Origin of the sequence: Pseudofrankia inefficax (assembly GCF_000166135.1) — a bacterium.
Lineage (GTDB): Bacteria > Actinomycetota > Actinomycetes > Frankiales > Frankiaceae > Pseudofrankia > Pseudofrankia inefficax.
Genome location: NC_014666.1, coordinates 6,235,239 through 6,255,736, shown reverse-complemented (window position 1 = coordinate 6,255,736; position 20,498 = coordinate 6,235,239). Strand labels below are relative to the sequence as shown.

The 20,498-nt window shown below is 74.2% G+C and carries 21 protein-coding genes; 12 read left to right on the top strand and 9 right to left on the bottom strand.

From position 1 onward, the window contains the following. Positions 1-5: 5 nt before the first annotated feature. Positions 6-1,247, top strand: coding sequence for a flavin reductase (locus FRAEUI1C_RS25245; RefSeq protein ID WP_013426194.1), 1,242 nt, complete (start codon positions 6-8; stop codon positions 1,245-1,247). Between the two features lie 10 nt (positions 1,248-1,257). Here the strand turns inward: FRAEUI1C_RS25245 and FRAEUI1C_RS25240 are convergent, their stop codons facing one another. Then, the gene (locus tag FRAEUI1C_RS25240; protein WP_013426193.1) at positions 1,258-2,583 is read right to left on the bottom strand and encodes an MFS transporter; all 1,326 of its coding nucleotides are present in this window, start codon (positions 2,581-2,583) and stop codon (positions 1,258-1,260) included. A 48-nt stretch (positions 2,584-2,631) separates the two neighbouring features. Next, on the bottom strand, positions 2,632-3,288 hold the full coding sequence (locus tag FRAEUI1C_RS36665; protein ID WP_198318628.1) for a protein-tyrosine phosphatase family protein: 657 nt from the start codon (positions 3,286-3,288) through the stop codon (positions 2,632-2,634). Positions 3,289-3,428: 140 nt separating this feature from the next. Between FRAEUI1C_RS36665 and FRAEUI1C_RS39110 the strand changes: the two genes are divergently transcribed. After that, the gene (locus FRAEUI1C_RS39110) at positions 3,429-4,157 is read left to right on the top strand and encodes a hypothetical protein (protein ID WP_013426191.1); all 729 of its coding nucleotides are present in this window, start codon (positions 3,429-3,431) and stop codon (positions 4,155-4,157) included. A gap of 43 nt (positions 4,158-4,200) precedes the next feature. Here the strand turns inward: FRAEUI1C_RS39110 and FRAEUI1C_RS25225 are convergent, their stop codons facing one another. The 3 genes from FRAEUI1C_RS25225 to FRAEUI1C_RS25215 form a co-directional block, all read right to left on the bottom strand. Beyond that, the gene (locus FRAEUI1C_RS25225) at positions 4,201-5,472 is read right to left on the bottom strand and encodes a cytochrome P450 (protein ID WP_013426190.1); all 1,272 of its coding nucleotides are present in this window, start codon (positions 5,470-5,472) and stop codon (positions 4,201-4,203) included. 58 nt (positions 5,473-5,530) lie between these two features. Then, complete coding sequence (locus FRAEUI1C_RS25220) at positions 5,531-7,162, bottom strand: FAD-dependent oxidoreductase (protein WP_013426189.1); 1,632 nt, start codon at positions 7,160-7,162, stop codon at positions 5,531-5,533. 139 nt (positions 7,163-7,301) lie between these two features. Next, positions 7,302-8,204, bottom strand: a complete 903-nt coding sequence (locus tag FRAEUI1C_RS25215; protein ID WP_232425116.1) for a hypothetical protein — start codon at positions 8,202-8,204, stop codon at positions 7,302-7,304. A gap of 161 nt (positions 8,205-8,365) precedes the next feature. Between FRAEUI1C_RS25215 and FRAEUI1C_RS25210 the strand changes: the two genes are divergently transcribed. The 3 genes from FRAEUI1C_RS25210 (at position 8,366) to FRAEUI1C_RS25200 (ending at position 10,014) form a co-directional block, all read left to right on the top strand. Further along, positions 8,366-8,731 (top strand): hypothetical protein, encoded by a 366-nt coding sequence (locus FRAEUI1C_RS25210; protein WP_013426187.1) that lies wholly within the window; start codon positions 8,366-8,368, stop codon positions 8,729-8,731. Between the two features lie 76 nt (positions 8,732-8,807). Continuing rightward, entirely contained in the window at positions 8,808-9,173 is a 366-nt protein-coding gene (locus FRAEUI1C_RS25205) for a roadblock/LC7 domain-containing protein (RefSeq protein ID WP_041261394.1), read from the top strand. A 130-nt stretch (positions 9,174-9,303) separates the two neighbouring features. Continuing rightward, positions 9,304-10,014 (top strand): hypothetical protein, encoded by a 711-nt coding sequence (locus tag FRAEUI1C_RS25200; RefSeq protein WP_013426185.1) that lies wholly within the window; start codon positions 9,304-9,306, stop codon positions 10,012-10,014. Positions 10,015-10,032: 18 nt separating this feature from the next. On the opposite strand, the gene FRAEUI1C_RS25195 is transcribed toward FRAEUI1C_RS25200, so the two are convergent. Then, complete coding sequence (locus FRAEUI1C_RS25195; RefSeq protein WP_232425115.1) at positions 10,033-10,299, bottom strand: DUF4287 domain-containing protein; 267 nt, start codon at positions 10,297-10,299, stop codon at positions 10,033-10,035. Positions 10,300-10,385: 86 nt separating this feature from the next. After that, positions 10,386-11,819, bottom strand: a complete 1,434-nt coding sequence (gene gad, locus FRAEUI1C_RS25190) for a glutamate decarboxylase (RefSeq protein ID WP_041259641.1) — start codon at positions 11,817-11,819, stop codon at positions 10,386-10,388. Positions 11,820-12,165: 346 nt separating this feature from the next. On the opposite strand from gad, the gene FRAEUI1C_RS25185 reads away from it, so the two are divergent. Continuing rightward, complete coding sequence (locus FRAEUI1C_RS25185; RefSeq protein WP_013426182.1) at positions 12,166-13,743, top strand: MFS transporter; 1,578 nt, start codon at positions 12,166-12,168, stop codon at positions 13,741-13,743. A gap of 79 nt (positions 13,744-13,822) precedes the next feature. Further along, positions 13,823-14,689, top strand: coding sequence for a class II glutamine amidotransferase (locus tag FRAEUI1C_RS25180; protein WP_013426181.1), 867 nt, complete (start codon positions 13,823-13,825; stop codon positions 14,687-14,689). Between the two features lie 167 nt (positions 14,690-14,856). Here the strand turns inward: FRAEUI1C_RS25180 and FRAEUI1C_RS25175 are convergent, their stop codons facing one another. Beyond that, positions 14,857-15,423 carry a TetR/AcrR family transcriptional regulator gene (locus FRAEUI1C_RS25175; protein ID WP_013426180.1) on the bottom strand — a complete coding sequence of 189 codons (567 nt, stop codon included), beginning with the start codon at positions 15,421-15,423 and terminating at the stop codon, positions 14,857-14,859. A gap of 94 nt (positions 15,424-15,517) precedes the next feature. Here FRAEUI1C_RS25175 and FRAEUI1C_RS25170 point away from each other — a divergent pair, with 94 nt between their 5' ends. The 5 genes from FRAEUI1C_RS25170 (at position 15,518) to FRAEUI1C_RS25150 (ending at position 19,339) form a co-directional block, all read left to right on the top strand. Then, a complete protein-coding gene (locus FRAEUI1C_RS25170; protein ID WP_013426179.1) occupies positions 15,518-16,456 on the top strand; it encodes an SDR family NAD(P)-dependent oxidoreductase in 939 nt (312 codons plus the stop codon). A 144-nt stretch (positions 16,457-16,600) separates the two neighbouring features. Beyond that, positions 16,601-16,993, top strand: a complete 393-nt coding sequence (locus FRAEUI1C_RS25165) for a nuclear transport factor 2 family protein (protein WP_013426178.1) — start codon at positions 16,601-16,603, stop codon at positions 16,991-16,993. Between the two features lie 118 nt (positions 16,994-17,111). After that, positions 17,112-17,699, top strand: coding sequence for a sigma-70 family RNA polymerase sigma factor (locus tag FRAEUI1C_RS25160; protein ID WP_013426177.1), 588 nt, complete (start codon positions 17,112-17,114; stop codon positions 17,697-17,699). Next, entirely contained in the window at positions 17,696-18,757 is a 1,062-nt protein-coding gene (locus tag FRAEUI1C_RS25155; RefSeq protein WP_013426176.1) for a maleylpyruvate isomerase N-terminal domain-containing protein, read from the top strand. The genes FRAEUI1C_RS25160 and FRAEUI1C_RS25155 overlap by 4 nt, the downstream gene beginning before the upstream one ends. A 138-nt stretch (positions 18,758-18,895) precedes the next feature. Beyond that, positions 18,896-19,339, top strand: a complete 444-nt coding sequence (locus FRAEUI1C_RS25150) for a MarR family winged helix-turn-helix transcriptional regulator (RefSeq protein ID WP_049807254.1) — start codon at positions 18,896-18,898, stop codon at positions 19,337-19,339. On the opposite strand, the gene FRAEUI1C_RS25145 is transcribed toward FRAEUI1C_RS25150, so the two are convergent. After that, the gene (locus FRAEUI1C_RS25145; RefSeq protein ID WP_013426174.1) at positions 19,336-20,451 is read right to left on the bottom strand and encodes an Rv3169 family protein; all 1,116 of its coding nucleotides are present in this window, start codon (positions 20,449-20,451) and stop codon (positions 19,336-19,338) included. The genes FRAEUI1C_RS25150 and FRAEUI1C_RS25145 overlap by 4 nt on opposite strands. Positions 20,452-20,498 lie beyond the last annotated feature (47 nt).

The window sequence follows — 20,498 nt, the reverse complement described above, 5'->3', positions numbered from 1 at the left end:
CGGTCGTGATCGATCCCGGGATCTTCCGGCGGGTGCTGGGGAACTTCCCGACCGGCGTCGCGGTCATCACCGGCCTCGACGCCGGCGGTGCCCCGGTGGGGCTCGCCGTCGGGTCGTTCGCGTCGGCGTCGCTCGACCCGCCGCTGGTCGCGTTCTTCCCGGACCGCTCCTCGTCGAGCTGGCCGCGGATCGCCGCCACCGGGCGGTTCTGCGTCAACATCCTCGGCTTCGACCAGGAGGCGGTCTGCCGGACGTTCGCCGTCCGGGGCGGGGACAAGTTCGCCGAGCTGTCCTGGCGCTCGGCGCCGTCGGGGGCACCGGTCCTCGACGGCGTCGTCGCCTGGATCGACTGCGACCTGGAGGCGGTCCATCCCGCCGGCGACCACGACCTCGTGCTCGGGCGGGTCCGGACCCTGGACGTCGGGCGCTCCGTGCTGCCGCTGGTGTTCTTTCAGGGTGGCTACGGTCGGTTCTCGCCGCTGTCGCTCGCGGCCTGGGAGGGAGACCTCGCCGTCCAGCTGCGCACGGCCGACCTGGCCCGGCCGCAGCTGGAGGACCTGGCCGCCCGGTTCGCCGCCGAATGCGTGGCCAGCGCGGCGGTCGGCGACGAGATGGTGCTGGTCGCGAACGCCAGCGCCGGGTCGTCGGGGGAGCTCGCGCCCCGGGTCGGGCAGCGCATCCCGTTCCTGCCACCGCTCGGCACCGCGTTCGTCGCCTGGGCCGGCCCGCTGGCGCGCCGCGCCTGGCTGGACCGCGCAGGCAAGGACAGCCCGCCCGGCACCGTCGCCGCCCTGGAGGCGACGCTCGCGCAGGTCCGGGCCGCCGGCTACTCGGTCGGCCGGGGCCGCGACTGGCACGGCGCGCTGAACACGGTCCTCGCGAAGGCCGACCCGACCGACCCGGCCGACCCGGGTCACGACGCCATCCGCCGGCTGATCCGGTCGCTGCCGCCCGGCTACGAGTCGCCGGCGGCGGCGTCATCCGAGGCGGCGTCATCTAAGGCAGCGTCACCCGAGGCGGCGTCACCCGAGGCGGCGTCACCCAGGGCGGAGGTGCCGCGCCGGCACGCGGACGAGCTGCGCACCCTGTCCGCGCCGGTCTTCGGCCGCGACGGCACCGCCGTCCTCGTCCTCACCCTGATCGGCGTCCACCGCCCGCTCGACGGCGGCGACGACGACCCGGTCGCGGCGCTGCGCGCGGCGGCCGCGACCGTCACCGCCGCGCTCGGCGGCGCCCAGCCGACCTGACGTCTGGCCGTCAGCCGGCCAGCTCGGCCTGAGCCTGGCGGTGCGGACGGTCGGCCCGCAGCAGGAAGATGACCGTCGCGACCACCAGCAGCGGGCCGCAGACCAGGAGGCCGGCCTTCGGCCCGACCAGCGTCCACAGACCGCCGGCCGTCAGTGTCGCGAGCACCCGGCCCGCGCTCTGGATGCCGGCGAGCGCCCCGAACGCGGCGCGGCAGCTCTCCGGCCCGGCGAGCCGGGCCACGCCCGTGTACTCGGCGGTGTCGACCGCGCCGGCCGCCGCGCCCGCGAGCAGGAAACAGACGGCGAGCGTGACGTTGTGGTCGGCCGTGATGGTGGCCAGGCCCAGGTAGGCCAGCAGCAGGCTCACCCCGCCGGCGGCCAGCACGAGGCCGGTCCCGGCCCGGTCCACCAGCCGCCCGACCCAGGCCGCGCAGACAGCGGCCGTCAGCTGGTAGAGCCCGTAGCACAGCGCCACCCGCTGGGCGGTCGCGAGCGTCCCGCTGGAGCCGACGACCTTGGACGCCCGCAGCAGGAGCAGGACCACCGCGATGTTGGACGCCTCGTAGCAGGCGACCCCGACCAGCAGCGTGCCCAGCGCCCGGCCGCGCAGCTGGGTGATCTTGATCTGGGTCGGTGCCGTCGGCGCCTGGGCGGCGGTGCCCCGGCCCCGAACCATGGCCACGGCGCTCACCACCACCGCCAGCGCGATCGGGATCGCGGCGAAGCCGATGACGCCGCGCGGGCTGGTGAACTCCAGCAGGGCCACCGTCACCAGGGCACCGAGGGCGCCGCCGAGCGCGCCGACGGACCGCTCGAACCCCAGCCGGCGCCCAAGCCGCGCCGGGCCGGCCGCGCTCGCCTCCTCCTCCAGGGCCGGCGTGCCGAGCCCGCGGGCCGCCCACGAGCCGGCCCGGCAGGCCCCGGCCTGCCACAGCGCGCCGCTGGCCGCGAGAAAGCCGGCGGCCAGGGCGAGTCCCGCGCTCGCCGCCAGGTCGAGCGCGCCGCGCAGGCCGGGACGCCGGTCGGCGAGCTGGTTGCGGCCGTACCGGGCGGCCGCCCCACCGGCCCGGCCGGCCGCCTCGACGCCGGCGAGCGCGAAGGGCGCGGCCCGCAGCGTGCGCGAGAAGAACGGCGCCGCGACCGCCGTCATGCACTCCAGCCCGACCGTCGACAGCAGGTAGGGCAGCCGCGCGGGGTCGCGGTAGCGGATCTGGTCCCGCGCGGGCGCCCCGGCCGGTTGGGCGGTTCCCACCGGTTGGGCGGTCCCGGCCGGCTGGGTCGCCACCGCGAGGCCGTCGACGGTGCTGTCCCGCGCGTCGGCGGGTGGGGCTGACATGGCGTGATCGTAGAGCCGCCGCCCCGGTCCTGAGCACGAAAGCCCCAGTCAGGACATCCAGGACCCTTCGGCGGGCCACTGGGTCGTGGCCGGACCGGGCTGGCCTGTAGCCGGACCGGGCTGGCCGCCGTCGGGGCTCGTGACCATCGCTTGGGCGCCCATCTGAAGATCGTCGACGGCGGCCCGGTCGGCGGCAGGTCCCCCGGGGGCGCCCACCGCGTGCCTCTCGGTGGCCAGTTCGGCGAGCTGTTCGGCCCAGGCGAGGCGATGGTCGCCCAGCCCGCCGGCCGTGACGGAGCGCATTCTGGCGAGCGCGGCCCCTGCCTCGTCGGGCGCAAGGCCGAGGGTGCGAAGCAGCGCGTAGGTGATCATCCCGGTGCGGTGGATGCCAGCCGAGCAATGGATCACGAGGTGGGCGCCGCCGCGCACGAGGCCGGCGAGCTCCACCAGCCCCGCGACGATGGTGGCCCGGGTGGCCGGGGTCGGTTCCCTCCCGTCCGGCACGGGCAGCCAGACCCAGCGCAACCCGGCGGCGACGGCCGCGCCACCCAGTCCTTCCGCTCCCTCGCGGGCGGACAGCAACGTCACGAGATGGGTGACGGACGAGGTCCGCAGGCCCGGTAACGAGGCGAGCCTCGGGCGGTGGGTGACCCCGACCGCCCCAGGGCCGACGGGGACCAGCTCGACGCCTGCCGCGGTGGACACCGGCCCGATGGTAAGGAGTCGAGGCCCGGTGTCCCAGCGGATTTCGGCCTGGATCATCGGCCCGTCCCGCGGCCGGCCGGTGCCGTTATGCTTCGGCCCGACCCCGCCGGCGCGAAGTGTTCGGCGGGCCGGGGAGGGACATGGCGACGGGGTTCGGCCGGCTCCCGGAGCAGCCGATCGCGTGGAGCCGCACCGGGAACGGTGAGTTCCCCTTCCGCGCTGACCATGCGGGCAGCGAGCTGACGATCCGGGTCAACGACTTTCCGGCCGAGCCGCTCTACACCTTGCTCATCGACGGCCGGCCCGGTTTCGACCTGGAGGACTGGCCGTCCGCCTGGACGAGGCCGCTCGTCGGGCCGGAGGCGCTGCGCGTCGCCGGGGACGCACGGGCCGGCCGCGGCAGGTTCGACGCGATCGTCGTGGCGGACTGGGCGCATCGGCTCTGCGCGGTGGCGGGCAGCCCGGCCGAGCGCGTGATCGCCGCGTTCGGCCTGACCGGCGAACTGGTGGAGGCGATCGGCTACCGGCTGCTGATGCCGCCGCCGGCGGGGGTGGACCGGTTGGAGATCTCCGAGCGGGACGGTTCGGTGACCGACCTCCAGATCACCCCGACCGGCGGCGGACCTCACCGCGCCGAGCTGGACGAGCTGCTCGGGCCCGGCCGCGACGGGGTGCGGGTGCACTGGGACAGCCCACACCCGGTGCGCTACCGCGTCACGGTCGGCGCGGCGCCGTATGCCTGCAACCTGGTCGCGTACTTCGCCAACCCGCCGTCGGCCGGCTCGCCGCCCACGGGCCAGGGCCCGGCCGTCCGGCTGATGCTGCAGCGCGGCAACGTCGAGCTCTCCGAGCGCGGCCCGGCCGGCTGAGTGGGCCCGGCCAGCGCGGCTCCGTGCGCGTCGGGAGACCAGGTCAGGGCGCCTGCCGTCGGGTCGGCCCGGTGGAGACCAGCTGGCGGGGCCGGGCCGGCCCCCGCGTCACGTCGTCGATCATGACCGGCAGGTGGCGGGGCCCGCGCAACACCGGGCTCGGCCGGTAGGGCGGCGGGTCGGCGAGCAGCCGTGGGTTCACCAGCCGGCGGGCCAGCTCGGTGAGCGCGAGCTGCGCCTCCAGCCGGGCCAGCGGGGCGCCGAAACAGTAGTGCACGCCGCCCCCGAAGCCGAGGTGTTCGAGGTTCGGCCGGTCCGGGTCGAACCGGTCGGGGTCGTGGACGTGGCCGGGGTCGCGGTTCCCGGCGGCGAGGACGAGCGCGACCGCCGCGCCGCGCGGGATCGTGGTCCCGGCGATCTCGAGGTCGTCGAGCGCGGTCCGGTTGGGCAGGTACTGCACCGGCGGCTCGTAGCGCAGCAGCTCCTCGACCAGCCGGGTGGCGAGGTCGGGCTCACGGCGCAGCCGCGCGAGGATCTCGGGGTGCCGCAGCAGGGTGAGCATCCCGTTCGCGATGAGGTTGACGGTCGTCTCATGGCCGGCGATCAGCAGCAACGCCGCGTTGGCCATGATCTCCTCGCGTGTCAGCCGGCCGTCCGGGCCGTCGTCGGTGGCGAGCCCGGACAGCAGGTCGTCGCGGGGCTGGCGCCGCCCGGCGTCGGCGAGCGCGCCGAGGTAGCCGCCGAGCTCGACCATGGCCCCGGCCCGGCGGTTCAGCCGGGTGGCGAGGTCCCCGGTCGCGGGGTCGGTCGCCGCCACGGAGACGTCCGCCCAGACCCGGAAGCGGGGCTCGTCCTCGGGCGGCACCCCGAGCAGCCGGCAGATGACCGTGACCGGGAGCGGGTAGGCGAAGTCGTCGACCAGATCGACCCGGTCGCGGCCGGCCAGGTCGTCGGCCAGGCTGCCGGCGATCTCGGCCATCGCGGGGACCAGGCCGGCGACGCGGCCCGGGCTGTGCGGCGGCCCGAAATGCCGGGTCAGCAGCCGGCGGATCCGGTCGTGTGCGGGCGGGTCGAGGCCGATGAACGCCGGCGGCAGGCCCGGTCCGTCCACCATGGCCGGGTCGGCCCGGTTGCGCCGGTCGGAGCTGAGCCGCGGGTCGTGCAGCAGACCGGCGATCTCCGCGTAGGTGCTCACGACGAAGGTGCCGTCGTCGGAGCGGCTAACGGGTGTGTGACGTAGCTCGGAGTACAGCGGATACGGGTCGGCCCGACTGCCGTAGTCGAGGATCTGGTCGAAGACGCTGGCCGGCGCCATGGCGGCCCCTCCGGTGGTTGCGGCGGCGAGAGCGTGCAGGGTCAGGTCGGCCGCCGGATCAATGGTCCCGACGGACGTACTGGGCTCGGCGCTGGGCTGGGCTGTGGCCGGTGACGACGACGGTGGCCTGGCGGACCAGCATCGGCGTCTCGGAGATCCCCGCCGGCACGGGCCGCCGGCCGTCGGCCTGGTCCACGGTCCGGAACTCCGGCGGGAACGGAGCGGCCTGCCTGATCAGCCCCTCGTAGAAGCCGAGCCATTTGCCCTGGTCGAACGCGACGGCCGCGGTGACCCGGCCGCGACACCCGTAGACGGCGACGAACCGCCGGTCGGCCACCGAGCCCTGGGCGAAGACGACCTCGTCGGCGAAGGTGGGCACCCCCACCGACTTGATCTCGATGCCGAACTGGGTCGACCAGAAGCTGGGGATCGCCAGGTGCGGCCACCGCCGGGTCTGCGGGTTGATCATGTTGTGGGCCGCGATCTCGCCCTGGGCGACCGCGTTGCCCCAGTGCTCCAGCGCGAGGAACTGGTAGTCGTACACCGGGTGCGGGCAGCGTGCCACGTCGCCGGCGACGAACACGTCGTCGGCGACCATGCCGTCCACGGTGAAGGCCCGGCAGCCGGTGTCACAGCCGACACCCCACGGCCCGGCGGCGAGCCCGGAGTCCTCCAGCCATTCGACGTTGCGCACGCTGCCGAGCGCGACGACGGCCACGTCGACGTCGAGCACGGTCCCGTCCGACAGGCGCGCGGCGCGCAGCCGCCCGGCGCCGTCGCCTTCGAGCTCCGTGACCGTCACGCCGCAGCGCAGGTCGACGCCGTTCTCGCGGTGCAGGTCGGCGGCGATGGCTCCGACGGCCCGGCCGAGCGCCCCGACCAGCGGCGCCTGGCCCCGCTCGGCGACGGTGACCGGCAGCCCGAGCCCGCGGCACGACGAGGCGACCTCGGAACCGGTGAACCCGGCGCCGATCACGAGCACCCGGCGGGGCCTGGCCGCCAGCCGCTGCCGCAGGCCGGCGGCGTCGCCCCCACCGCGCAGCACGAACACGCCGTCCAGCGCGGCCTGGGCGGGCTCGGGCCAGGGCCGGGCCCGCGCGCCGGTGGCGATCAGCAGGCGGTCGAACTCGACCTGCTCGCCGTCGGCCAGCAGGACCCGCTTGCGCTCGAGGTCCAGGCCGGTCGCGGCCACGCCCAGGCGCCACCGCGCCGCGAGGTCACCCGGCCGGGGGAGCGCGGTGTGCCCACCGGCGACCCATCCGTCCACCACCTGCTTCGACAGCGGCGGACGGTCGTAGGGCTCGTTCGGCTCGTCGCCGATCACCGTCAGCGAGCCGGCGAAACCCTCCTGGCGCAGCGTCACCGCGGCCCGCAGGCCGGCGAGCGAGGCACCGACGATCACGATCCGGCCGGTGCGCGTCAGCGCGCCGTCGGCGACCCCGTTGAGCTGGCCGGCCCGGTCGCGGGTCGACCAGGTACCGGCGGTGACATCACCCATCCGCGCCGGCTCGACCCGCAGGGCCTGGACCGGGCAGGCGGCCGCGGCCCGCAGCACCTGCTCCCGCCGGGAGTCGTCGGGCTCCGGGTCGTACCAGAGCGCCTCGTCACCCTGCATCCTGAACACGTCCGGAGCCAGGAACGCGCACTGCGCGTATCCCTGACAGCGGGTGAGGTCCACAACCAGTCTCACGACGTCCCCCCGGACCGAGCAAGATCAGGGGCGGCGGCCGGCGCCGACGCAAGCGGGCTCCTCCCCTCGGAGCGAGCGAGAAAACCCAGGTCACGCGGCATCCACCCGCGGCGCGGAGGCCTCCGGGCGTCGCCTGGGGTTATGGGGCGTCGCGGGGGTTGCGGCGGGTGAGCAGAAGCCTGCGCCGGGGGCCGGCCGGGGTATCCGTGGGCTCGAAGGCCGGGCCCGGGGCCGCCGCCTCGGCGGGTGACGCCGTCTCGGTGGGTGACGCGGCCTCGGCGGGTGACGTGGGGGCGCCAGCGTCGGTGGGCCAGCTGGCCGCGGCCAGGGCGGACGTCGCGGCGGTCGTCGGCGGCGCGAGGGCGATCTGGCCGTCCTGGAGCAGCACCGCGAGGTCGGACATGACGGCGAACAGGCCGCGCCCGAGCAGGAAGGCGATGTCGCGGCTGGTCCGGCGGCCGTTGACGCGGGCGAGAACCTCCGCGCGGGCCTGGTCCACCGGTGGGGCCGCGGTGGTCACCCAGGGCCGGACCCGCGGATCCAGGCCGAGCTCGTACCAGCCGGCGACGACGGCCAGCCGGCGGTGTGTCTCGCGCACGATCCGCCCGACGTCCATCCCCGGCGAGATGGGCACGAGCGGGGGCAGGACGGATCCCGCCGGCTCCGGCACGCAGCTGTGGACCTCGGCCAGCGCGAGCGCGAACACCGCGTCCACGGCGGCCGTCTGCGTGAGCACCTGGATCGACGCGCTGCCCAGCAGCCCGCGTTGCACCAGCGCGGCCCGCAGCTCGCCGCGCGGCGCGGCGTCGGCGAAGGTCTCGGTCCAGTCCTCGCCCGAGACGCGGCCCGAGCGCAGCAGCAGCGACTCCAGGCCGGGCGCCGCGGCGGTGTCGGCGGCGATCACCAGGCCCGAGCTCAGCGTGATCGTCCCGCCGACCCGGGCGCCCTCGACCCGCAGCACTCCGGAGAACCCGGTCTCGCCCAGGCGGTACAGCCCTGACAGCAGCAGGTCGCTACCCACCGTGAAGCTCGGTCTCGTCACGCCACCAGCCCAAACGTGTAATTCATTACGACAAGTTTACGGATTCCCGCATATGGTGCCGAAACTGAACCCAGGTAGGTGTCTCAACAACTTCCCAAAGATAACACTATAAAAACTATCATCCGACAATCAACCAGCACCCACGGGTGGAAGGCGGCGACATGGACATCGAGACCGCGCTCAAGGAAGCAATGGGGCTCGACGGCGCGCTGGGGGCGGCGCTGGTCGACTACGAGAGCGGCATGATGCTGGGCGCCGCCGGGGGTGGCCGCACCCTGAACCTGGAGATCGCCGCCGCGGGAAACACCGAGGTCGTCCGGGCCAAGGCCAGGACCCTGGAGGCACTGGGCGTCCGGGAGGGGATCGAGGACATCCTGATCACCCTCGACCGGCAGTACCACCTCATCCGCCTGCTCAGCCGTGGCGGGAGCCAGCTCTTCCTCTACCTCGCGCTGGACCGGTCGCGCGCCAACCTCGCATTGGCCCGCCATCGCCTGCGCGCGATCGAACGTGAACTGAGCATGTGACGGCCTGGCCTTCGATGAACCAGTCGTCCGGCTCTCTGCGCGGGGAGCCCCGTAATGAATGCGATGAATGCGCCGGATGAATATCGAATCCGTTCTCACGGAACTCATGACGCTGCGTGAGCAGGTGGCCGGCGTGACCAACAGCGCGGTGGCCTCGGTCGACGGGCTGCTGGTCACCCACGACGCGAGCGACGTCCGCCCGGAGGTCCTCGCCGCGATGGCCGCCGTGGCGCTCGGCCTGGGCAAGAGCACGGGCGCCGAGGTCGGCATGGGCGAGCTGCGCGAGGTCATCACGCGCTGCGCGGGCGGGCACATCGTCGTGTACGCCGTCGGTCAGACCAACCTGCTCGTCGTGCTGGGCGACGAGGGGCTCGACATCAACAGGCTGCACCTGTACTCGCGGCCCGCCGTCACCCGGCTGGGCGAGCTCCTGGCGGCCTGACCTCACCCGCCCACGCCCCGTCCGCCCAGAACCAGCCGAGGTTGACCGAGCCCGAACATTCCGCGCACACGCTTCTCGCCTTGAAGGACCACGTTGGTCGTCGTCACCGACGCCTACGTCGAGGAGCCACATGTCCCGCCACCGCAACCGCACGTTGACCGCGACCTTCGTGAGCCTGGCTGCCGCCGCCACGGTCGCCGGTCTGACCGCCTGCCAGGCCGGCACCCTCGAGGCGCAGAGCGCGTCCTCCAGCGCGACCACGACGGCCCCGGTCCCGACCCGACCCGCCACGGCAACCGATGACACAGGCGATCCGGCGCCGGCGGCAGCCCAGCCCGCGCTCGCGGTCGCCCCGGTCGCCGCGACCAGCGCGGCCGCGGCCGGCGCGCCGGCCGCGCCCGGCACCGCCGACGCCCGCCAGAACCACTGCTCCGTGCCGCTGCCGGACCAGGTCATCGGCGCGCCGAGCATCACCCCGGGCGGCGTCGACGGCGTATGGGTCTGGCATGACGGCACCGGCTGGCACCTGCGCGTCACCCACCCCTCGACAAGTCCCGAGGTCTTCACCGGGACCGTCCGCAGCGCGCAGACCATCACCGCCCACCCCTACGCGCTGGAGAAGGGCGACACCTTCCATCTCTCGGCCGACCGGCACGTGCTGACCTTCACCCTGACCAACCATGGCCGGATCGACGGCTTCGATCTCACCGACCAGTGCGCGATCTACACCCAGTTCGGGTTCCAACACGCCGGCGCCGAACTGCCCGCGAGCGCGGTGCACCTGGGCGCGCACGCCGTCGCGGCGGCCACCGACCCGCTGATCGTCCGGCGCAGGAGCTGAGACCCGCGCCGCGCCCGGTCAGGTTCGTGCGGCCAGCGTGTCGGCGACGAGGGCGTTGGCGTGGCCGTGTCCCAGGCCGTACTCCTTCTTCAGCCAGCCGACCAGCTCCATGTGCCGGGTGAGGCCACTCGCCCGGATGATCGCCTTCCACTCGGCGATCGGGCGGCCGTACTTCTTCTCGATCGACGGGAAGTAGGACGCCGGTCCGTGGATCTTCGCGACGGTCTGTTCGGTGGCCATCAGGCTGCTCCCGCGCTCGTAGGGGGTGAGCCGCCGTCGTCTCACCGGCACGCTCACCTCTTTCGACCGGGCAACCCGTGCCCACTCATCGGTCGCCGGCCAGTTGCACACCGCGCGCCCGCCACCGAGAGTCAGTGGTGGAACGCGGCCGTGGCCTCGGCGGGCGGCGGGCCGGGGCGGCCCGCGTCGGTGAGCCGGTCGACGACGCGGCGAAGGTCGGCGACCAGCAGATCGGCCAGGTCCGGGCCGAACCCGTTGCGCACGACGACCCGCAGCACGGCGAGCTCCTGCAGTGCCGGCGGGAACCGGTAGGCGGGAACCTGCCAGCCCCGGGTCCGCAGTAGCTCCGACACGTCGAAGACGCTGAACCCGGCCGCGTCGGCGTCGCGCAGCGTGAACGCGAACGCGGGAATGCCGCCGCCGGCGCCGTCGGAGACCAGCGCGAAGGGCCCCATCTCGGCGATCTCGCCGGACAGGCGGGTCGCGACGTCCCGGCAGCCCTGGATCACCTGCCGGTAGCCCTCGCGGCCGTGGCGCAGCAGCGAGTAGTACTGGGCGACGACCTGCGCGCCGGGGCGGGAGAAGTTGAGCGCGAACGTCGGCATCGTCCCGCCGAGATAGTCGACGTGGAAGACGAGCTCCTCGGGCAGGTGCTCGCGGTCGCGCCACAGCACCCAGCCGACGCCCGGGTAGACCAGGCCGAACTTGTGGCCCGACGCGTTGATCGAGACCACCCGGTCGAGCCGGAAGTCCCAGAGCAGGTCTGGGTCGCAGAAGGGAGCGACAAAACCACCGGACGCGGCGTCGACGTGGACCGGCACGTCGGGACCGCCGCCGGCCGCGAGCCGGTCGAGCGCCGCCGCGATCTCGGCGACCGGCTCGTACGTCCCGTCGAACGTCGAGCCGAGGATCGCGACGACGCCGACGGTGTTCTCGTCGCAGTGCCGGACGGCCTCGTCGGCGGTGAGGTGGGTGCGCCCGGGCGCGAGCGGCACCAGCCGGGCCTCGACGTCCCAGTAGCGGGCGAACTTCTCCCAGCAGACCTGCACGTTCGCGCCCATCACCAGGTTCGGCCGGTCGGCCGGCAGGCCCGCGGCGCGGCGCGCGGCCCGCCACCGGCGGGTCATCGCCAGACCGGCGAGCATGCCCGCCTCGGACGAGCCGGTCGTCGAGCAGCCGACCGCGTCGGCCGCGTCCGCGGCGTGCCAGAGGTCGGCGAGCATGCTCACGCAGCGCGCCTCCAGCTCGGCGGTCTGCGGGTACTCGTCCTTGTCGATCATGTTCTTGGCGGCGCACTCGGCCATCAGCCGGTCGGCGTGCGGGTCCATCCAGGTCGTCACGAACGTGGCGAGGTTCAACCGGGCGTTCCCGTCGAGCATCAGCTCGTCGTGCACCAGCTGGTAGGCCGTCTCCGGGTCCGTCGGCCCGGCCGGGATGCGGTAGCGCGGCAGCTCGCCGCCGGTCTCCTCGCCTGGGCGCGCCTGCCCCGCGGGCCAGCGGAACTGCGGGCGGACCGCCAGCCGCGCGTTCGCCTGGTCTCCCACCGCTTGCCTGTGCAGCGCCACGCCGCAAAGGCTATGCGGAGCCGACCGGCCTGGCGACAGGGCGTGGCTGAATCCGGGATGTTGAGGGCTCCCTTCCAGCCGCCAGGCGATGCTATGATTTGTCGGCTTTCGTGCTACGCGACCGCGCCGCACCGAGCCGACCAGTAGTCCGCGTGACCGTCAGTAGTCGAGGTCCTCCTCAGGCTCGACGCGCTTTCGCGGACCAGGCCCGCCTCCGAGACACCTTGACGGAGGCGCCGGCCGCTGCGCGGCGTGCCGGCGGTCGGGCGTGGCCGAGTCGACGCATCCGGGACCCGTCACCCCGCCGGCTGAGCGCCCGTTGCGCCTCGGTCGCGAGGTATGCCCGATGAGCGTCACGTCTGACCTCAGCACGTCCGCACCGATTTCCGTCCCTACTGTCGCCGTCCCCACGATTCCCGCCGCGCCGGACCGGCCCGTCGCGGCCGGGCGCCGGCCTGAGGCCTGTTCCCAGCGCGCGCCCGTGGCCACCGAACCGCCCCAGTCCGGCGCCGCCGCCTACCGGTGGCTGATCAACCAGCCGGGTACCCGGCCGATGATGGTCGCGGGGCTGCTGGCCCGGCTGCCGGTCGCCATGATCGGTGTGGGCGGCATGCTGCTGGTGGCGGCGACCACCGGCTCGTACCGCCTCGCCGGCCTGACGACCGCCGCGATCGCGCTGGCCGGCGCGGCGGCCGGCCCGGTGATCGGCCGGCGCATCGACCGGCTCGGCCCCCGCGCGGTCCTTCCGCTGCTCGCCACCGCCCACGTCGTCGCTGGCGTCGCGTTCCTCGTCGCCGCGGTCGTGGCCGCACCGGTGCCCGTGCTGCTCGTGGCCGCGGTCGCCACCGGCGCGACCCTTCCGCAGGTCGGCCCGGTCGCGCGGCAGCGCTGGGCCGCCAGGCTGCCGGTCGGGCCCCGGCTGGACGCCGCGTACGCGCTGGAGTCGGCGATCGACGAGATCACCTTCGTCACCGGCCCGGCCGCCGCCAGCGCGCTCGCCGGCCTCACCCCGTCCGCCGGGACCGCGGCCGCGCTGGTGCTCGCCGCCGTCGGCACCGCGGCCTTCACGGCGCTGCCCGGCTCCGCCCACCAGCTCCCGGCCCAGTCCGTCGTGCCGGACCTGGCTGTCGTGCCGGACTGGCCCGCCGGTGCGGACCGGGCCGCCGCGCCGGCCGGCGTCGGGTCCGCCGTCGGGTCGGCGAGCGGGGGGCCGGCGTCGGTCGGGCCGTCCTCGACCGCGGCATCGTCGACCGAAGGGTCGTCGGTCAGCGCGGCCGGCCGCCGGGAGCGGTCGATGGGGCGGATCGAAGGGCTGGTTCCACTGCTGGCCTCGGCGGCCGCGCTCGGGATGTTCTTCGGCGCCTCGGACGTCGCCCTGGTGGCCTACGGCCGCGCGCATGGCTGGGGAGCCGCGTCCGGACTGCTGCCGAGCACACTGACGGCGTCCAACCTGTTGGCCGGCATCTGCTACGGGATGGTGCGCTGGCGCTCCAGCCTGCCGCGCCGGTTCGGGGTGGCGGGAGGCCTGTTCGCCGTCACCGCCTCGGTGGCGCCGCTGGCCGCCTCGGTCGGCGGCATCAACGCCGTGGTCGTCGCGGTCGTCATCGCCGGTCTGCCGCTGACGCCCCTGATCATCAGCTCCACCGCGATCGTCGGCGAACTGGTCCCGGCGCACCGGCGGACCGAGGGCTTCGGCTGGGTGGTGATCGCGAACGGCGTCGGCGTCGCCGCCGGAGCCCCGCTGGCCGGCGCGCTCGTCGACCACGCCGGTGCCGCGTCCGCCCTGATCGTCTTCCCGGTCTGCGGGTGCGCGACGGGGGCAGCCGCCCTGCTGGCCGCCTACCGGCTGTCGGCTCGCCGCCGCGGCCAGGCCGGCCCTCGCTCGTCGCGCCGTGGCGGCCGCCGGGTCGGTCGTCGGCGATGATGCACGCGGGCCGGCCCACCCGGCCCACGACCGTCGGCCCAGGCCGGCGGCGCACGACCGACGGGGAGCGTGGTGCCGCATGTGTCGTCTGTTCGGAATGAGCAGCGCGCCACTGCGCACCCGCGCCACGTTCTGGCTACTGGACGCCCCGGACAGCCTCAGCGACCAGAGCCACGAGGAGCCGGACGGAGCCGGGATCGGCTTCTTCGACCCCGACGGCGCTCCGGAGCTGTACAAGGCGCCGATCGCGGCCTACGAGGACCGAGGCTTCGCGCAGGAGGCCCGGAACGTCGAATCAGCCACCTTCCTCGCTCACATCCGATTCGCCTCGACCGGAGCGGTGGAACAGCGCAACACCCATCCCTTCGAGCAGGAGGGGCGGATGTTCGCGCACAACGGGGTGCTCGAGGGCCTGGACCAGCTTGACGCCGAACTAGGCGCGGACCGAGCACTGGTGAAGGGCGACACGGACTCCGAGCGGTTCTTCGCCCTGATCACCCGTGAGATCCGGAGTTCCGGGGACGTGGCCACCGGCATCGAACGCGCGGCCCGCTGGGTCGCGGCGAACCTGCCGCTCTATTCCCTCAACCTGATCGTCACGACCCCGCGTGAGCTCTGGGCGTTGCGCTATCCCGACACCCACCAGCTGTACACGCTCGAACGGCAGGCCGGCGGCCACCACGGCGACCGGCACCTCGACCACAGCGGCACGAACGGCCGGATGCGCGTCCACTCCCACGACCTGGCCGCCGCGCCCGCGCTCGTCATCGCCAGCGAACAGATGGACGACAGCCCGACGTGGCGCCCGATGGAGCCCGGCGAGCTGCTGCATGCCGGGCCCGACCTGCGGATCACCCGCCGGATCGCGGTGCCCGACAAGCCGGCGCATCAACTCAGCCTCGCGGACCTGCGCCCCGACGCCGCCGCGTCCCAGAAACCGAAGTAAGGCCAGCGCGGCCCGGCGCGGTGATCGCCGTTCAAGCCCTCGGGTGGTCGTGAATCCGGCCTGGCCGCAACCGTTCGAGGGCCAAACTCGCGATCAAGATCAAGGTGTGGAGCGGGAAGGCCTGGCGGGAGCGGCGCTGTCTCCGTGCTCCCGGCGCGACTGTGGGGTCAGGCGCGGACGCGTAGCGCGTCCATGAGGAGGTCCAGCAGGCGGCCGGCCTGGTCGCGGTCGCCGCGGTCGGCGGAGGCGAGGGACAGCGCGCTGAGGCTGACCAGGATGTCGTCGGGAGCCACGTCCGCGCGCAGCGTCCCGGCCGCGGCTCCGGCTCGCAGCAGCGTCCCGACGGCGGTGGTCAGCCGGTCGCGGCTGTGCGCGAACGGGTCACCACCGGAGGCGATGAGCGCGCGCAGTGCGTCGCCCATGCCGCGCTTGGCGGCGAGGTAGTCGACGAACCGGTCCATCCAGGCGCGCAGGGCGCGGTCGGGCGGCAGGTCGCGCAGGAGGTCGTCGACGGCGTCGGCCAGCCGGTCGAGCTCGTTACGGTAGGCCGCGTCGACCAGCGCCTCCCGGCTGGGGAAGTGCCGGTAGAGCGTGCCGATCCCCACGCCGGCCTCTTTCGCGATCGCCTCCAGCGGCACGTCGGGACCGGCCTGGGACAGCGCCCGGACGGCGACCTCCAGCAGCCGGTCCCGATTGCGCTGGGCGTCGGCGCGCAGGGCCCGCGTGGCCGCCATCACATCACCTCCGGAATGAAGCGGAGGAACCTCCGGTTAGTGTGGTCGACGGACCGGAGGAACCTCCGGTTAAGCGTACCGACGGGAGCACGCCATGACCGACCGGATCACCACCTCGTTTTCCGCCGGGTCGACCGCCGCGGAGGTGATCGAGGGCATCGACCTCACGGGCCGACGCGTCGTCGTCACGGGCGGTGCCTCGGGGATCGGCGTCGAGACGGCGCGGGCCCTGGCCGGCGCCGGCGCCGAAGTGACGCTGGCCGTTCGCGACGTCGGTGCCGGCGACCGCGTCGCCGCCGACCTCACGGCGGCCACCGGCAGCAAGCAGATCCTGGTCGCCCCGCTCGACCTGGCCGACCAGGCGTCGGTCGCCGCCTTCGTCGCCGGCTGGGACGGGCCGCTGGACATCCTCGTCAACAACGCCGGCGTCATGGCCTCCCCGCTGGCGCGCACGCCCGAGGGCTGGGAGATGCAGTTCGCGACCAACCACCTGGGCCACTTCGCCCTCGCCGTCGGGCTGCACGACGCGCTCGCCTCGGCCGGCCGGGCCCGGGTCGTGTCGGTCAGCTCCAGCGCGCACCACCGGTCTCCGGTGGTCTTCGATGACATCCACTTCGAGCGCCGCCCGTACGACCCGTTCTCGGCCTACGGGCAGTCGAAGACGGCCAACGTGCTGTTCGCCGTCGAGGCCAGCAAGCGGTGGGCCACCGACGGGATCACCGTCAACGCGCTCATGCCGGGCGGGATTCGCACGAACCTGCAGCGGTACGTGCCCGACGAGGTGCTGGAGCAGATGCGGACCGCGGCCGGTGGTGGCGGCCTGAAGTGGAAGACCCCCGAGCAGGGCGCCGCCACCTCCGTCCTGGTCGCGACCGCGCCGCTGCTCGACGGCGTCGGCGGGCGCTACTTCGAGGATTGCAACGAGGCGGAGGTCGGCGTGCTCACCGCCCGCAACGGCGTCGCCCCGTTCGCGCTCGACCCCGAGGCCGCCGCCCGCCTGTGGGAGGTCTCGGTCCAGACCCTGGCCGGCTGATCCCCAACGGTCCGGACGGCGCCAGTCCGGTCGTCATGTGATCCAGGTCACATGCAAGGTGGTGATCCGTCGGCGCCCGCCACGCGAATGGCTCGCGACCCGCACGCACGATTCGGGGGCGGGGAGCTGAGCGGAGGCTTTCGGGTGACGAACACCGAGATCATCAAGGGCGGCTACGAGGCCTTTTCCCGGGGCGACGTCGTGGACCTGTTCGCCAGGTTCGCGCCGGACATCGAGTGGACGTCTCCGTCCGGGTCGCCACGGGACCTGGCCGGCGTCTACAAGGGCCACGGAGAGGTGCAGTCCTTCTTCGGCAAGGTGCTCGCGGCCTATGGCGAGCACATGGCGGTGCGGCCTTTGGAGTTCGTGGAGTCAGGGGACCGCGTCGTCGCGTTCGGCCTGCTGGAGGCCCGGTCGGATTCCGGCCACGTCGTCACGCTGGGCTTCGTCCACGACTGGGCGCTCGCCGACGGTAAGGCGACACGGATGACCGAGTACTTCGACACCGCGCACTGGGCCGCGCTGCTCGCCGGCTGAAGTCTCCTGAGGTCGGGGCCGGGCTGTGAGCCGGCACGACGCGGCCCCGACCCGAGAAGTTCACCCAGTCGGGAACAGCGTCCACGTTAGAATCACCTCCCTCCAGGGGGGTGGACGTGTGGTGACGGGGGACCGCCCGCGGCCGACGACCGAGACGGCGTCGGCGGACGCGGAACTGCACAGACGGCTGGTCGCCGGTGACGAGACCGCATTGTGCGAGGCCTACCGGCTGTTTGGAAAACTTGTTCATACGCTTGCCCAGCGGGTTACCCGCGACCGGGACGCCGCCGGCGACATCGTTCAGGACGTGTTCGGGTATCTCTGGGAACGGCCGCTGCGCTATGACCCGAACCGGGCCGCTCTGCGAACCTGGCTGGCAATGCTGGCGCACCGCCGGGCCGTCGACTGGGTGCGTGCGGAGGAACGTCAACGGGCCGCGGCCGGGCGGTTCGGGCCGCCGCAGGAGGCGGTCCCGAGTGCCGCCGAAACAGTGGAGGTGGCAGACACCTTCTGCCGGGTACGGCACACCGTCGCCGGTCTTCCCGAGTCCCTGCGGACCGCGGTCGAGTTGGCGTTCTACCGGGGGATGACCTACCGTGAAGTAGCGGCCGAGCTCGGAATCCCGGAGGGTACGGCGAAATCACGAATGCGCAGCGCACTGGCGCGCATCGCCCGGGCTCTCGCCGAGGAAGGTATCGGCGGATGACGACCTCTGATGGGCACGCGGCCGGCGCGCCGGCGTCCGACCCGCATCCGGGCAACCTGACCAGGCTGGCGTCGCACCTGTGCGACGCGGCGGACGTCGGTCCGCTGGCCGACCACGTTGACGCCTGCCCGGCCTGCGCGCGGGCCGAGGCCGAGCGCCGGGAAATCGAGCGGCTGCTGCGCGCGCCGGGGGACGAGCCCGAGCCCGGAGCCGCTCCCGCGCTGCCGCGGGTGCTCGCCGCCGCCCGCGCCCGTCGGCGCCCGGCACCCGAGCTGCCCGCGTTCGCCGCCGCTTTCGGGGCGACGGCCGCGATGCTCGACGTGGTGCTCGCCGAGGTGAACGACGATCTCCTGCTGCGGCCCAGCCCGGTCCTCACCTGGCGGCTGGGCGATCTGGTCACCCACGTGGCCGCGGGCAACGCCCTGGTGGCCAGCGCGGTCGCGATCGCGGTCGACCCACCCGTGGCCGCGGGCGTCGACCTGGTGGCCCACACCGAACGGCTGCTGCGCTGGGTGGACGGCTGGCCGCGGGCCCGCGTCGCGCGGCTGTGGCGCGACGGCATCGCGGCCGTGGCCGAGCGGATCCGGGCCGAGCCCGAGCTCGCGGACGCGTGGGTCGAGGTCGACGGACTCCGCCTGCCCGTCGGCTCCCACCTGGTCGCGCGTGCCTTCGAGACCTGGATCCACGCCCGCGACCTCGGCGTCGCGGCCGGCCTGACGGTGCCGGCGCCGCCCGCCGACAGCCTCGCCGCGATGGCCGATCTCGCGGCGGGACTGCTCGGCGCCCTGCCGGCCCGCGCCGCCACGGCGCCGGCCGGTGCCGTGCGCCTCACGCTGACCGGGCCTGGCGGGGGCGCCTGGCTCGTCCACGTCGGTGGCCCGCCGCCCGCCGGGCTCGGGGCGGCCGAGCCGACGGCCGGGCTGGTCCTCGACACGGTCGAGTTCTGCCTGGTGGCCGCGGACCGGCGGGCCCCCGAGGCGGCGCGCGCCGCGATCAGCGGCGACGCGGCCCTCGCGACGGAGCTGCTCACGGCGGCCGCGCGCCTCGCCCATCCCTAGCGCCGCCCGCCGCGCACCGGGACGGCGTGGGTCGGCGGTCAGGCACCGGCCGGCGGATCGGCCCCGCGCAGGCAGCCGTCGCGAAGCAAGCGCCCAGAGCCGCCAAATGAACCGGGGGTGACCTGTAACGTCTACGGCATGGCCGATCGCCTCCCGCAGCTGGAGCTCGGCAACCAGCTGTGCTTCGCGCTCTACAGCGCGAGCCGTTACGCGATCCGGGCCTACGGGCCGGTCCTCGCGGAGCTCGGCCTCACCTACCCGCAGTACCTCACGATGCTGGTGCTCTGGGAGGCGCAGGAGCCGCGGACGGTCGGCGACATCGGCGCGAGCCTGCACCTCGACAGCGGCACGCTGACCCCGCTGCTCAAGCGCCTGGAAGATCTCGGCCTGGCCGACCGGACCCGGGACCCGGCGGACGAGCGGCGGGTCCTGGTCTCCCTGACCGAACAGGGAAAGGCCCTGCGGGCGCAGGCCGCCGACGTGCCGCAGCGGGTCTTCCAGCGTTACGGCATCGACATCCCGACCGCCCTGCGGCTCATCGGCGAGCTGACGACGATCGTCGACTCGCTGCGCACCGCCTAGCTGGGCGCCGTCCTCGGCGCGGCGCCGTCGAGGAGCTCGGTGAAGCCGCCGGGGGCGTAGGGGCCGATGACGACCTGTTCGAGGACGCCGAGGCCGGTCCGGTCACCCCAGGTCGCGCGCATCACCTGCTGCACGTGCACGGTGTCGAACGCGAGGACGTCGAGGTCGGCGGTCTTGTGGGCCTCACCGCCGACGGCCAGCTCACCGTGCCACTTCCCGTGGCCCCAGGTCGGGTGGAGATAGCCGACGCCCTTCATCCGGAACGTCCGGATGGGCTCCAGCTCGACGGTCTCGCCGGCCCCGAGCCGGATCGTGGCGCCTTCGGAACGACGCAGCCCCGGGGCCCAGCGGATCTCGTGGTGAACCCCGTCCAGCCGGCGAATCCCCGTCTCGGCGCCGAAGATCGGTGCCTCGTCCCCCAGCACGGGCAGGACGGCCGCGGTCTCGGACCACGGCACGCCGCGGGCGTCCTCGAAGCGCAGGTAGTGCAGGCACTGGTCGGGAAAGTTCAGCGGGGCCCAGAAGAAGCACAGCTGCGGCGGCACGTTGCGGGGAGCGGCCGGAGCGGGGTCGCCGACGCCGCGGATACCCCAGGAACGGTCCTTGGTGCCGTAGGTGGGCACGCCGATCGGAATGTCCGTGCCACCGGAGGAGACGGTGCCCGACCAGGTGACCAGCTGGGTGGCCCGGGTGACGTCCATGACCATCACGGTGCCGGCGTGCCGGGTCTGGCGGGGCTCCTCGTACGCGGACGTACGGGCGGTCGCGGTGAGGTCCGCCACGAGCCCGTGCTCCGGGGCGGTGACCACGATCCGGGCGACCCGCATGGGTTCGACGATCTCGATGGAGATCGGGCCGATTCTCGTCTGGGTGCGGTCCAGCGGGATCCGGCCGGAGGCGAACACGGACCGCTGGACGCCGTCGTGGACGACGCTGAACGCGGCGTCGATGATGCCGCGGTTCGGGTAGAGGCCGAGCGCGACCGCGAAGTACATGTTCTCGTCGTAGCCGTTGAACCAGAACCGGTCGTACTGGTCCGGGTGGCCGTCGCCGGCATGCGCGAGTGGAAGCGCGGTCTGGTGCACCGGGTAGTCGTCAAAGGGAATGAGCACCAGTGGATTCCTCTCAGCGGGTTGGCCCGACGATAGGCGAGGCGGCG